Origin of the sequence: Mycobacterium sp. NPDC050853 (assembly GCF_040653875.1) — a bacterium.
Classification (GTDB): Bacteria; Actinomycetota; Actinomycetes; order Mycobacteriales; family Mycobacteriaceae; genus Mycobacterium.
In genome coordinates, this window is the sequence record NZ_JBFAGW010000003.1 from 19,765 (window position 1) to 31,773 (window position 12,009).

The 12,009-nt window shown below is 63.8% G+C and carries 13 protein-coding genes; 6 read left to right on the forward strand and 7 right to left on the reverse strand.

Annotated elements, in window-relative coordinates:
* Positions 1 to 73: 73 nt before the first annotated feature.
* The gene (locus tag AB0H22_RS11955) at positions 74 to 535 is read left to right on the forward strand and encodes an SRPBCC family protein (protein WP_180750409.1); all 462 of its coding nucleotides are present in this window, start codon (positions 74 to 76) and stop codon (positions 533 to 535) included.
* Positions 536 to 607: 72 nt separating this feature from the next.
* Entirely contained in the window at positions 608 to 1,117 is a 510-nt protein-coding gene (locus AB0H22_RS11960) for a hypothetical protein (RefSeq protein ID WP_358146739.1), read from the forward strand.
* A gap of 132 nt (positions 1,118 to 1,249) precedes the next feature.
* On the opposite strand, the gene AB0H22_RS11965 is transcribed toward AB0H22_RS11960, so the two are convergent.
* The 3 genes from AB0H22_RS11965 to AB0H22_RS11975 all read right to left on the reverse strand — a co-directional run bounded on the left by AB0H22_RS11965 (position 1,250) and on the right by AB0H22_RS11975 (position 4,150).
* Positions 1,250 to 1,645: a hemophore-related protein gene (locus tag AB0H22_RS11965; RefSeq protein ID WP_358146740.1), complete on the reverse strand. Its 396-nt coding sequence runs from the start codon at positions 1,643 to 1,645 to the stop codon at positions 1,250 to 1,252.
* 84 nt (positions 1,646 to 1,729) lie between these two features.
* Positions 1,730 to 2,971, reverse strand: a complete 1,242-nt coding sequence (gene lipE, locus AB0H22_RS11970) for a lipase LipE (RefSeq protein WP_358146741.1) — start codon at positions 2,969 to 2,971, stop codon at positions 1,730 to 1,732.
* 33 nt (positions 2,972 to 3,004) lie between these two features.
* Positions 3,005 to 4,150 carry an acyl-CoA dehydrogenase family protein gene (locus tag AB0H22_RS11975; protein WP_180750413.1) on the reverse strand — a complete coding sequence of 382 codons (1,146 nt, stop codon included), beginning with the start codon at positions 4,148 to 4,150 and terminating at the stop codon, positions 3,005 to 3,007.
* Between the two features lie 59 nt (positions 4,151 to 4,209).
* Between AB0H22_RS11975 and bla the strand changes: the two genes are divergently transcribed.
* Both bla and AB0H22_RS11985 read left to right on the forward strand, forming a co-directional pair.
* A complete protein-coding gene (gene bla, locus AB0H22_RS11980) occupies positions 4,210 to 5,124 on the forward strand; it encodes a subclass B3 metallo-beta-lactamase (protein WP_358146742.1) in 915 nt (304 codons plus the stop codon).
* A 58-nt stretch (positions 5,125 to 5,182) separates the two neighbouring features.
* Entirely contained in the window at positions 5,183 to 5,572 is a 390-nt protein-coding gene (locus tag AB0H22_RS11985) for a DUF1304 domain-containing protein (RefSeq protein WP_180750414.1), read from the forward strand.
* Between the two features lie 4 nt (positions 5,573 to 5,576).
* On the opposite strand, the gene AB0H22_RS11990 is transcribed toward AB0H22_RS11985, so the two are convergent.
* Genes AB0H22_RS11990 through AB0H22_RS12005 form a run of 4 tightly spaced genes read right to left on the reverse strand, consistent with a single transcriptional unit; the run spans position 5,577 to position 9,714 of the window.
* Positions 5,577 to 6,413 (reverse strand): sulfurtransferase, encoded by an 837-nt coding sequence (locus AB0H22_RS11990; protein WP_358146743.1) that lies wholly within the window; start codon positions 6,411 to 6,413, stop codon positions 5,577 to 5,579.
* Positions 6,414 to 6,456: 43 nt separating this feature from the next.
* A complete protein-coding gene (locus AB0H22_RS11995) occupies positions 6,457 to 7,287 on the reverse strand; it encodes a mycofactocin-coupled SDR family oxidoreductase (protein ID WP_358146744.1) in 831 nt (276 codons plus the stop codon).
* A gap of 34 nt (positions 7,288 to 7,321) precedes the next feature.
* Positions 7,322 to 8,116: a mycofactocin-coupled SDR family oxidoreductase gene (locus tag AB0H22_RS12000; protein WP_180750417.1), complete on the reverse strand. Its 795-nt coding sequence runs from the start codon at positions 8,114 to 8,116 to the stop codon at positions 7,322 to 7,324.
* Positions 8,113 to 9,714: an NAD(P)/FAD-dependent oxidoreductase gene (locus AB0H22_RS12005; protein WP_358146745.1), complete on the reverse strand. Its 1,602-nt coding sequence runs from the start codon at positions 9,712 to 9,714 to the stop codon at positions 8,113 to 8,115. The genes AB0H22_RS12000 and AB0H22_RS12005 overlap by 4 nt, the downstream gene beginning before the upstream one ends.
* Positions 9,715 to 9,844: 130 nt before the next feature.
* Here AB0H22_RS12005 and AB0H22_RS12010 point away from each other — a divergent pair, with 130 nt between their 5' ends.
* Positions 9,845 to 11,026: an acyl-CoA dehydrogenase family protein gene (locus tag AB0H22_RS12010; protein ID WP_358146746.1), complete on the forward strand. Its 1,182-nt coding sequence runs from the start codon at positions 9,845 to 9,847 to the stop codon at positions 11,024 to 11,026.
* A complete protein-coding gene (gene bphC / locus AB0H22_RS12015) occupies positions 11,026 to 11,931 on the forward strand; it encodes a biphenyl-2,3-diol 1,2-dioxygenase (RefSeq protein WP_358146747.1) in 906 nt (301 codons plus the stop codon). The genes AB0H22_RS12010 and bphC overlap by 1 nt, the downstream gene beginning before the upstream one ends.
* The last annotated feature ends 78 nt before the right edge of the window (positions 11,932 to 12,009 follow it).

Below are 12,009 nucleotides of genomic sequence, written 5' to 3' on the forward strand. Positions count from 1 at the left end.
CACGCAGTGCAGGACCTGACCGCCGCAACCGGCACGCAATCCTGCATATGACGCACGAGGAAAGGGCACAGACATGGAAACGGTTACCGTGCAACGCACTATCGCCGCCCCGCGCCAGGCGGTATTTGATTGGATCAGCAACGCGCACAACTACACTCGAATACGCGGCATCTTTCATGAGCACGTTGCCGAGCCTGGCGAGACGGCACGCTACGGACTCGGCGCTGTCCGGATGTTGGTCGGGGTATTCGGAGTGTTTTGGGAACGCATCACCGCCTACACGCCACCGGAAGTGTTCGATTACCACGTCTACCGCGTGTTTCCCCCCGCGCGCCACGAGAACGGCCGGGTCAGTTTCGCCGAGGTCGACGGCGGCACGCACGTTGTATGGACCTCAAGCTTCGAATTGCGGGTTCCGCTACTCGGGGCATTTCTTACCCGTGCGATTGCGCGACCACTTTTTACGTATGTCTTCAACCGCGCACTGGATCTCGCCACCGACGACCTCACTCGGCGGCCCAGGCAACGAGCGTGATTCCTGGAGGTTTTGTCCCACCTGACTCCCCACCCATGTCACATCCGAGCGGTCGGTGGTGTCTTAAAGGCTATGACTAATCGTACTGGGAATTCGGTTCAGGGCTATCGGTGGTTCGGAGACTTGGAATCGCCTCTTCTTCGTTGGGGACTTCGCATCGTTGGTGTTGCCTTCATTGCGTACTCGTTCGCGGCGATGCCGCTGCTTGCGATGACCCCACTTGGCGACGAGCACGGCAGCACGATGGGGCACCTCGTTTCGTGGGGCAGCAGCGGTCTTGAGTACCAGGTGATGCTCTGCGCGGTTAACATTGGCATGGGCATTTACCTGGCGTTATCGGGAAACGACCCTGTCAAGTATCGGTATGTGATCGACGTTTTCCTTGTATCGCAGAGTCTGCACATGGTTTCGATGTTCACGATGGGTTTCATCTCGCCTGCGCATCGCATGCACCTGATCGGTGATGTCCCGGTGGCTACTCTGAGTGTGGTCGTTGTAGCCCTTGTTTGGTTGCCAGTGCGTAAGAAGGCTTCGACGGCAGCCGGTAGGGATTGTCGCCGTGAACATCTGGAAGTGGCCTAGGGCCGGCCACGCCGCAATACCGGACATAAATCCGAGCGAGTGGCCGGTGGCTTCCGATCGCCGACGGCCGTCGATTCGGGTTGATCACAACAGAATTCTGGGCGAGAGGCTTGAGCTCTAGCGCCAGCGGGATCAGCCGGCCATGAACTCGTCATAGGCAGTGGCCAGGCCTGCCGGTAGCACGGTGACATTGCATTCGCGCTGGGCGTTGCCGATCGGGGCCAGAATTCCGCGTAACTCGTGGTACTCCGTGGGATGAGCGGTGAAGTACGTGCGGATGTTGGCGGCCGCCTCGGGCCGGGACTGGTTGGGAGCGGCATCAAACACCGTGCGTGCATCCGGGTGGGCGTCTAGGTACCCGCGGGCCGCGATGGTGGTGGAGTCGACGGTGTCGGACAGTCTTTCGCGGCTGCAGTCCGGTGCCGCGAATGCGGCCGGTGCCACCACGATTGTCGCGGTGAGTCCTGCGATAAGGCTGACTGCGCTGGTGAGCGCGATCTGGCGTAGACGTGCATGGTGGAACTTCATGGCATCTCTCTTTGGGTCAGTCGTGCACTGATCCCCGACCTTGTTCCCGGCCTAGTTTACACTGTACGCAGTATGCGCTAGCGGTCAAATAGTCGCGAGCGGGACCTCTGCGGCGATCAGGTCCAGGAGTGCGGGATACCGCTTGGCCTCCTTGTGGTTACCCGGCTTACCGCTGCTGACGACGCCAACGGACAGCGCACGCGCAGGGTCCGCCCATACCGCGATGTCCACCAGTCCGGTGTGACCGAACGCGGCGGGTGAATTGCGTCCGAACGGACCGAATCGCTTGGAGCCCAACATGTATCCGGTCCCCCAGCGCATCGGCATGCCGCCGGTCGCCATATCGGGACGCAGACGTCGGGCCGGTGCCGCCGCGGCGCGGATCGTCTCGGGTGACATGATCCGCACACCATCGAGTTCCCCTCCGCGGCGCAATATCTCGGCGAATCGGGACAGTTCGTTCGCGGTGGAGACGGTGTTGGACGACGGTATTACGCCGGTGAGGAAGAACGGCTGGTTCGACATCGGGATGATCTCGTGCATGGTCCCGCCGACGACCGCCCGGAAGGCCGCACGCATGGGTGCGGGCAGCGGCTTGCCAGTCGGGTGACTCGGTGCGACAAGCGGCACGTCCTCCGGCGCCACACCGTAGTTGGTCCACCGAAATCCAAGGGGATCAAGGATTTCCGTGGCGAGGATGTCGCGGATGCTCTTGCCGGTCGCACCGAGCACGATCTCGCGTATCAACGGTCCCCAAGTCAGTGCGTGGTACATGTGCACCAGCCCGGGCCGATACAACGGCCGCAGCTGGCCGAGCTGCTCGCGGGTGTACTCGCTGTCGTTCATCCGGCTGATGTCTGGCCGCGGCCCGGTGGGGATGGGGATGCCCGCGCTGTGCGTCATCACGTGTCGGACAGTGATGCGATCCTTGCCGCGGCTGGTGAAGGTGGGCAGGTATTCGCAGACACGATCGTCGAGCGATAGCGCGCCCCGTTCGACCAGCAGGTGGACCACCGTCGTCGACATGGCCTTGGCTGCCGAGTACACGCAGAACGGTGTGTCGGTGGTGACGGGGATCTTCTCTGCGTCGGCCGGATCGTCGGGCCCATTGCCCCAGCCGTGCCCGATCGCGCGGTTGAGGATCACCTTCCCCTTGTGCCGCAGACACACCTGGATCGCCGGGTGCATACCCGCCTGGTACCAGTACCGGGCGGCCTGCCAAATCCGTTCGACGGCGGCCGGGTCGATCCCGGAGTGATCCTCGTCGGCCGTGTTCGTTACCGAGTCCAGGTCGGCCGGAACTCGTATACGTCCGTCTTCGGTCATGGTGTCCTTCCTACCCCGACCCGGTGACCGGACTCAGAAGCCCAGGTCGCGGCCGATGAGCTCCTTCATGATCTCGTTGGAGCCCGCCCAGATCTTGGTTACCCGCGCGTCCATCCAGGCCCGTGCGACGCGGTATTCCTTCATGTAGCCGTAGCCGCCGTGCAGCTGCACGCACGCGTCGATGACCTCGTTCTGCACCTGGGAGGACCACCATTTGGCCTTGGCGGCGTCGATCGCGGTGAGCTCGCCCTTGCTGTGCGCCAGCACGCCCTGATCGACATACACCTGTGCCGCTTCGAGTTTGGTGACGAGCTCGGCGATGAGGAACTTGTTGTACTGCAGGCTGCCGATCTGCTGGCCGAAGGCCTTGCGCTCTTTGGCGTATGCGATGGTCTCCTCGAGCACTCCGGCCGCATGGGCGATATTGGACACCGCGCAGCCCATCCGCTCCTGGGGCAGCCGCTGCATCATGGCGACGAATCCCTGGTTGACCTCGCCGATGACGTTTTCGGCGGGTACCCGGACATCGGTGAAGAACAGCTCGGCGGTGTCGGCCTCGGGCTGGCCGACCTTGTCCAGCTTGCGGCCGCGTTCGAACCCGGGCATGCCCTCCTCTACCGCGAACAGGGTGATGCCCTTGGCCTTCAGCTCGGGCGCCGTGCGCGCGGCGACGATGACGAGATCGGCGCGTGAGCCGTTGGTGATGAACGTCTTGGAGCCGTTGATGACCCAGTCGTCACCATCCTTGACGGCGGTCGTCTTGAGGGCGGCAAGATCGGAGCCACCGGACGGCTCCGTCATCCCGATGGCGGTGATCATCTCGCCGCTACAGAACTTGGGCAGCCAGCGTTGCTTCTGCTCGTCGGTGGTCAACTCGACCAAGTAGGGCGCCACGATGTCGAAATGAATCGACATCGAGGAGGCTAGGGCGGCGCTGGAGCGGGCCAGCTCCTCCTGCAGGACCGCGTTGTAACGGTAGTCTCCGGCACTGCTGCCGCCGTACTCCTCGGGCACGTCGAGCCCCAGGTAGCCCTGCTTACCGGCCTCTTCCCAGAGCTCCCGATCGATATAGCGCTGCTCGATGAAACTCTCGGCGCGCGGCTCGACGTGACGCTGTACGAATGCCTTGACCGACTCCCGGAACGCCTCGTGGTCCTCGGTGTAGATGGTGCGTTGCATGGTGTTATCGAAGCACGCGTCTAAATTCGGGTGCTGAGGTGTTGGGTGGGGTGATAGGCATGGAGACCATGAAGCTGCCCGTCATTGCCGGTCTCGTCGCCCTGACCGCGGGCTGCGGTGCGCCCTCCGAGGGGCGTGACCAGCTCGAACGCACTCCCCCGACGATCACCTCCATGGCCGGTCAGCCGGAGTGGACGCAACCGCGCGCGCCGATTCGGGTACATGGGGACACGTATTACGTCGGGACCGAGGGCATCAGTTCGGTGTTGATTCGGACGGATGACGGTCTGGTCCTGCTGGACGTGGGCATGCCACAGTCGGCGCCGGTGGTCGAGGAGAACATCCGCACGCTGGGGTTCGCCGTCGAGGACGTGAAGTACGTCCTAACCTCCCACACCCACTACGACCACGCGGGCGGTGTCGCGGCGGTGGTCCACGACAGCGGCGCCACCGCGGTATCGAGCCCCTCCGGTGCCAAATCGCTGCGCGACGGGCATGTGGCTGCGGATGATCCGCAGGCTTCCGATGGCGCGAACGCCGCCTTCCCTGCGGTCGAGCGGGTGCGGGAAGTCGCCGACGGAGAGGTGGTGCAACTCGGAAATACTGCCGTGACGGCGCATTTCACTCCGGGTCATACACCGGGTGGTGTCAGTTGGACCTGGAAATCGTGTGAGGGTGATCGGTGCCTCAACATGGTGTATGCAGACAGCCTCAATGCCGTGGCGACAGGGGATTTCCGCATCACTCCGCTGGAGGCGCAGTTCCGGCGGAGCATCCAGACCGTGCGCGACCTACCTTGCGACATCCTGTTCTCTGTCCATCCGGAGCAGGCGGGCGATATCGAGAAGCTGAACAGGCTTGCCGTGGAGGGTGATCCGAACCCGATGATCGACCCGAAGGCGTGCGGGGCGCTTGCCGATAAGTTCGACGCAAAGCTGGACCAGCGGATCACCGAGGAGCAAGCCGGTCGCTGATACGTCGGTGCGCCGAGGCGAGCCCGTCGAGAAGGTATGAGGGCTAGGCTTCCGCAGCATGATCATCGCAGGACTGGTGCTGACGGGAATTGCCGCGCTTATCCACGTATACATCTTCTATCTGGAGTCGATCGCCTGGACCGGTGAGAAGACTCGGAAGATCTTCGGTGTCCGCACCCTTGAGGAAGCCGAGGTCACCAAACCGCTCGCCTTCAACCAGGGCTTCTACAACCTGTTCCTGGCGATCGCCATCGCGGTCGGGACGGTGTTCTGGGCGCGGGGTTGCACGGCGGTCGGCGCCACGCTGGTGTTCACGGGCGCGGGATCCATGGTCGCGGCCGGTTTGGTGCTGTTGATCTCGTCCCCGGACAAGGCCTCGGCCGCCTTGAAACAGCTGGTGCCGCCGCTTCTCGGAATAGTTTGTCTGGCAGTGGGATTGGCTCTGTAATCCGTTAGATCGGATCGGGTCCGGTGGCGACCGGACGCTCCGGGTCGCTCGACCACTCCGACCAGGATCCTGGGTACAGGGTGGCCGCATATCCCGCGACGGCCAGCGCGGCGATCTGGTGGGTCGCGGTGACCCCTGAACCGCAGTACACCGTCACGGGGCCTTCGCCGGCGCCGAGTGCATTGAACCGTTCGCGGAGCTCAGCCGGTATACGGAAGGTCCCGTCCGCATTGAGATTTTCGGCCGTCGGGGCGGAGACGGCACCGGGGATATGTCCGGCGCGCGGGTCCAGAGGCTCTTCGTCTCCGCGGTAGCGGGCCGAAGCGCGGGCGTCCAGAATGCAGATGTCGCCCCACTTCGATTGGACGGCAACCTCGTTGATATCGACAGAGGCCAGCCCGTCGAGGGAGGTGATGGTCACGTCGCCGGGCTCGGCGACGACGGCTCCTGTCGCTATTCGTCCCCCGAAGCGCTGCCAGGCCGCCCAACCCCCATCGAGAATCCGGACATCGCACACCCCGGCGGCACGCAACAGCCACCAGGCACGTGAGGCCGCTTGCCCGTTCCAGTCGTCATAGACGACCACGGAGTCGCCGCCGTTGAGACCCCAGCGGCGGGCGCTGGTTTGGAAGGCATCCGGCGTGGGCAGCGGATGGCGTCCGCGACCCGCGGCTGAGTGGTCCGCCAGGTCGGCGTCGAGATCCACGAGTACCGCACCGGGAAGGTGGCCTTCCAGATAGGCCGGGCGGCCATCGGGTTGCATGACGGTCCAGCGCACGTCGAGCAGCCGGACGTCAGAGAGCCGGTCAGCGAGTTCGGCGGCCGAGATGAGCACGTCCATCTCTCCACCTTAGATCCGTGGAAAGTCGATTTTCGATGAGAAGTTAGCGCTGCGTGCTGCCCGCGTCCACCGGCAGCGCCACCGAGGTGATGTACCGGGCCTCCTCTGAGGCGAGGAACAGCGATGCGTTGGCGACGTCCAGGGGTTCCACCCACGGCACGTCGAGCATGTTCATGGTCTTCGCGGCCTGAGCGAACTCCTCCCGGGTGGGCTCTTCGAGATCCGGCCGGAACATCCGTCGTACGTGGTCGTTCTGAATCATCGGGGTATCCACGTTGGTCGGATGGACGGTGTTGACCCGGATCTTGTGTGGAGCCAGCTCTGCGGCCAGCGAGCGCATCAGCCCGACGACCCCGTGCTTGGCCGCGACATAGTGCGATACCCCGATGAGACCACGTAGTCCGGCGATGGAACTGACAAGCACCATCGAGCCGCCGCCGCGGGCAATCAGATGCGGGATGGCGGCTCGGGCGGTGTGCCACACCCCCGTCAGATTGACATCGAGCATTGTCTGCCAGGTACTTTCGGTCATCTCAGACAAGGTGGCACGCGAGGTGATGCCGGCGGTCGCACAGACGATGTCCAGTCCGCCGAACGCGGTGACCGCATCGGTGACAAAGGTCTCGAGGCTGCGCAGATCGCGCACGTCGACCACACCTGGAATGACTCGGCGTCCCTCGGCCTCCACGAGATCTGCTGTCTCGTCGAGATCTTCACGTGTCGCGGGCGGGGTGACGGTGGTGTGCACGGGCGCACAGATGTCGAGAGCGATGATGTCGGCCCCCTCCTGCGCAAACCGCACCGCCTGTGCACGCCCGATCCCCCGGGCGGCACCCGTCACGAGGGCAACCTTGCTTGTCAGTCGTCCCGTCACATCGGACCTCCATGTTCTTCGCGCAAGCGGCTCATCACACCTTCTGCGTCAATCCGGCGTCGACCACCAGCTGGGTGCCGGTGATGTACCGCGCTTCGTCGGAGGCCAGGAAGACCACCGCATTGCTGATATCCACCGTCTCCACCCACGGCACAGGCAACAAGGTGCGGGCGGCCAGGGCCTCGGCAGCGTCCTCCTCGGTGGGATGCGCCAGATCCGGACGCAGCCGGGCGATGACTGCGGGGTTGAGAATCATCCCGGTATTAACCGCACCCGGATGCACCGTGTTCACCCGAATATTTAGCGGCCCAAGCTCATTGGCCGCTGTGCGAGCCAGGCCGACGACGGCGTGCTTGCCGGCGGTGTAGTGGGCGGTGTTGGGAGTGCCCTTGAGGCCGTTGGTGGAACTGATGATGACGACCGAACCACCGGACGTCAGGTGCGGAATTCCCGCCTGGATGGTGTGCAGGACACCCGTCAGGTTCACGTCGAGCGAGCGTCGCCAGGCATCTTCGGTCAGTTCCCAGGACGGCCCGAGGCTTTCGTATATTCCGGCGTTGGCAACGACGATGTCCAGTCGCCCGAGCACCTCCACGCCGACGTCGACGGCCTGTGTGAGCGACTCCGGATCGCGCACATCGGCGAAAGCAGGGACGCAGCGGCGACCGCGGTATTCAATCTCTTTGACTGTGTCGGCGAGCTCGGTGGAGCCGGGCAGGTCGATCGCGATGACGTCGGCACCTTCCTCGGCCAGACGTTCACAATGCGTGCGGCCCATGCCTTTACCGGCACCGGTGACAACCGCGACCCTTCCGGCCAATCGTGTCACGCGGTGCTCCCGCTCAGGATGAAGCCCTTGTAGCCGCTGGCGGCGACATCGGCGCAGATGGTTCCGTACACGCCGAAGCCGCCGATGAAGGGCATGAAAACCCGTGGCTTGCCGGGAATGTTCGCACCGAGATACCACGAGTTGGACTTGGGGAACATGGTGGCTGCCGCGCGCTCATTGCACTCGGCCACCCAGTCCGTGACAGCCTGCGGCTCGGCCTCCACGGTCGAGAAGTCATGCTCCACCATGTGTTTCAGTAGATCGCCAATCCAGTCAACATGGTGCTCGGCGCCGAGCACCATGTTGGCGAGCACAGATGGACTGCCCGGTCCGGTGACGATGAACAGATTGGGAAAGCCGTCGACCCCAAGACCCAGGTAGGTGCGAGGACCCGCATGCCAGGCGTCCTTGAGCGGGTGCCCGTCTCGGCCCCGGACGTCGATCCGATTGAGGGCTCCGGTCATGGCATCGAACCCGGTGGCGAAGATGATCATGTCGAGGCCGTAGTGGTTTTCGGTGGTGGCGATTCCGTGGACATCGATCGACTCGATTGGCGCCTCTCGAAGATTTATCACATTCACGTTGCCCCGATTAAACGTCTGAAAGTAATTGGTATCAGTGCAGATTCGTTTGGTGCCGATTGGGTGGTCCTTGGGGATGAGGACATCGGCGACGGCGGGATCGTCGATGACGGCGCGCACCTTCTCTTCGAAGAAGGCCCTAGCCTCGTCGTTGGCGTTTAAATCGGTCGTCTGATCAGGGAAGGTCTTTCCGAACAGGACTCCACCGAGATCCCAGCGCTTCTCGAAAGCTGCACGTCGTTCTGGTGCGGAGATTTCCAAGGTCTTCTTGGGATAGACCTGATGCGGGGAGCCGCCGCCGCTCTCCCGGGACTGCCGTCGCCGCTGGTCATAGGTGGCCTTCAGTTCGGCGCGTTGCTCGGGGGCGATATCGGTATTTCCGGCGGGGACACTGTAATTGGCGGTGCGCTGGAAGACTAGGAGCTCCTTTGCCGTCTCGGCGACGACCGGTACCAGCTGGATACCCGATGACCCCGTTCCGATGATCCCAACCCGCTTATCGGTGAAGTCGACGTCGGCGGCCGGCCAGTGCCCGGTGTGGTACAGCTCGCCGGCGAACGTATCGCGGCCCGGGATGTCGGGTGTGTTCGCGGTGGAGAGCGCGCCGGTGGACATCACGCAGAACCGCGCGGTCACCTCTTCGCCCCGATCGGTGCGAACAGCCCAACGCGTGCTCTGTTCGTCCAGGGTCGCCGAGATGACCCGGGTATTGCAGCGGATGTCGCGGCGCAGATCGAACCGGTCGGCGACGTGGTTGATGTATCGCAGGATCTCTTCTTGGGTGGCGTACTTCTCGGTCCAGTCCCAATCCTGTTGCAGTTCATCGGAAAACGAATACGAGTAGTCGATGCTCTCCACATCGCAACGCGCGCCCGGGTAGCGGTTGAAGAACCAGGTGCCGCCCACATCGGAGCCTGCTTCGAACACGATCACCGATAGGCCCTGGGACCGCAGCCGCTGTAGGGCGTACAACCCCGCGAAACCGGCGCCAACCACCACCACGTCGAAGTTCTTCACGACGGCGAGATTAGGTTGGGGCGGCCTCGGACCGCGGGTGCATTCCCAGTGACCGGTCAATCGGATTCAACGGACCGCTGATCGGGAAAACGCCCTATGGGGGTGCCTCCACGGGCGCACTATCGAGCGCATGACCGAACGCGTAATCGATCGCATCAACGATATCGCCGACCAGCTGCGTGAACAGGCGTGGGAGGCGGAGAAGCTGGGCCGGTTGCCGGACGAGACCGCCAAGATGCTCAAGTCCGCGGGCTCTATCCGGCTGCTGCAGACCAAGAAGTACGGCGGCTACGAGGTGCATCCTCGGGAGTTCGCCGAAACCGTCATGACCACAGCGTCATTGGATCCGGCCTCCGGCTGGATCTGCGGTGTGGTGGGGGTGCATCCCTGGCAGGTCGCATTTGCCGACCCCAAGGTCGCGGAGGAGATGTGGAGCGAGGACCAGGACGTCTGGATGGCCTCCCCCTACGCACCGACGGGTATCGCCAAGCCCGTCGACGGTGGATACGTCTTCAACGGGAGGTGGCAGTTCAGCTCCGGCACCGATCATTGTGACTGGATCATCCTCGGTGCCCTACGAGGCGACGCCGACGGGAAGCCGCTGATGCCGCCGAAGATGCTGCACATGATCCTGCCGCGCAAGGACTACGAGATCGTCGAAGACTCCTGGAATGTGGTGGGACTACGGGGTACGGGCTCCAAGGACATCGTCGTCAAGGACGCGTTCGTGCCTTCGTATCGCGTTATGGACGGTGACGAGGTGATCGACGGCACCGCGCAGCGCAAAGCCGGGATGACCGACACGCTGTACCGGATGCCATGGTCCACGATGTTCCCGTTGGGCATCAGCTCGGCGGTCATCGGTATCGCCGAGGGCGCTTTGGCCGCGCATCTGGATTATCAGCGGGAGCGTGTCGGGGCTCAGGGCACGGCCGTCAAGGACGATCCGTACGTGCTCTTCGCGATCGGTGAGGCCGCCGCGGATATCAACGCCGCTCGTCAGGAGATCCTCGCGAACGTCGACAAGATTTGGGACATGGTCGATTCCGGCAAGGAGGTGTCCTTCGAGGACCGTGCCTCGGGCCGTCGTACCCAGGTTCGTGCGGCGTGGCGCGCCGTGATGGCCGTCGACCAGATCTTCTCTCGCTCCGGTGGTAACGCGATGCGGTTGGACAAACCGCTGCAGCGGTACTGGCGTGACGCCCACACCGGTCTCGCCCACGCAATTCACGTGCCCAGCACGGTGTTCCACGCCTCGGCACTCAGCTCGCTGGGCGTCGAGCCGCAGGGTCCACTGAGGGCGATGATCTGATGGCCGAGCTGAAAAGCCTGGGGTACATCACGGTGCAGACCCAGGACATGGACCGTTGGCGGCATTTCGCCTTGGAGATTCTCGGCTTCGCCGAGGGCAGCGGCCCCGATCACGACGCGCTGTATCTGCGGATGGATGAACGCGCTGCGCGCATCGTGGTGGTACCGGGTGACTCGGACCAGGCTATGACGGTCGGCTGGGAGGTGCGTGACGGGGAGGCGTTGCGCGACGTCGTGCGGGCGGTCGAGGCGTCGGGTACCGCCGTCAAACAGCTGTCCGTCGAGGAGGCCGATGCCCGGCGGGTCGAGGAGGTGGTGACTTTCACCGATCCCGTCGGCACCACGCTCGAGGTGTTCCACGGCCCGGTGCTGGACCATAGCCCCGTGGTGACGCCGTTCGGCGCCCGGTTTGTAACCGGCGTTCAGGGCCTCGGTCACGTGGTGCTTCCGGTCACCGATCCAAACGGTGCCTTCGCCTTCTATACCGAGGTGCTGGGATTCCGGCCTCGGGGAGCGTTCCGGATACCCGCGCCACCGGAATTCGGCCCGATGCGCGTGCGATTCCTGGGGATCAACGAGCGTCATCACAGCTTGGCGCTGTGCCCGGCGCCCCACGGGGGTGCGCCGGGACTGGTGCATGTGATGGTCGAGGTGGACAGCCTCGACGCGGTAGGTCAGGCCCTGGATCGAGTGCTCAAGGACGAGTACTCGCTCTCTTCCACCTTGGGACGGCACACCAACGACAAGATGGTGTCTTTCTACGTCCGGGCGCCCGGCGGTTGGGATATGGAGTTCGGCACCGAAGGCATGCGGGTCGAAGAAACGTCGTACACCGCCGAGGAAATCACCGCGGACAGCTATTGGGGCCACGACTGGTCGGGCAGTGAGCCGCTGGCGGCCATGTAGCCCCCTTCTCTCTCGCGAACAGACGCTTAGTGCACGCAAATCGCAGGATGCGCGTGCACTAAGCGTCTGTTCGCGTTT

Excerpts from the sequence above, each read along its gene's own strand:
- AB0H22_RS11955 (WP_180750409.1), top strand. The coding sequence starts at position 74 with ATGGAAACGGTTACCGTGCAACGCACTATCGCCGCCCCGCGCCAGGCG.
- AB0H22_RS11960 (WP_358146739.1), top strand. The coding sequence starts at position 608 with ATGACTAATCGTACTGGGAATTCGGTTCAGGGCTATCGGTGGTTCGGA.
- AB0H22_RS11965 (WP_358146740.1), bottom strand. The coding sequence starts at position 1,645 with ATGAAGTTCCACCATGCACGTCTACGCCAGATCGCGCTCACCAGCGCA.
- lipE (WP_358146741.1), bottom strand. The coding sequence starts at position 2,971 with ATGACCGAAGACGGACGTATACGAGTTCCGGCCGACCTGGACTCGGTA.
- AB0H22_RS11975 (WP_180750413.1), bottom strand. The coding sequence starts at position 4,150 with ATGCAACGCACCATCTACACCGAGGACCACGAGGCGTTCCGGGAGTCG.
- bla (WP_358146742.1), top strand. The coding sequence starts at position 4,210 with ATGGAGACCATGAAGCTGCCCGTCATTGCCGGTCTCGTCGCCCTGACC.
- AB0H22_RS11985 (WP_180750414.1), top strand. The coding sequence starts at position 5,183 with ATGATCATCGCAGGACTGGTGCTGACGGGAATTGCCGCGCTTATCCAC.
- AB0H22_RS11990 (WP_358146743.1), bottom strand. The coding sequence starts at position 6,413 with ATGGACGTGCTCATCTCGGCCGCCGAACTCGCTGACCGGCTCTCTGAC.
- AB0H22_RS12010 (WP_358146746.1), top strand. The coding sequence starts at position 9,845 with ATGACCGAACGCGTAATCGATCGCATCAACGATATCGCCGACCAGCTG.
- bphC (WP_358146747.1), top strand. The coding sequence starts at position 11,026 with ATGGCCGAGCTGAAAAGCCTGGGGTACATCACGGTGCAGACCCAGGAC.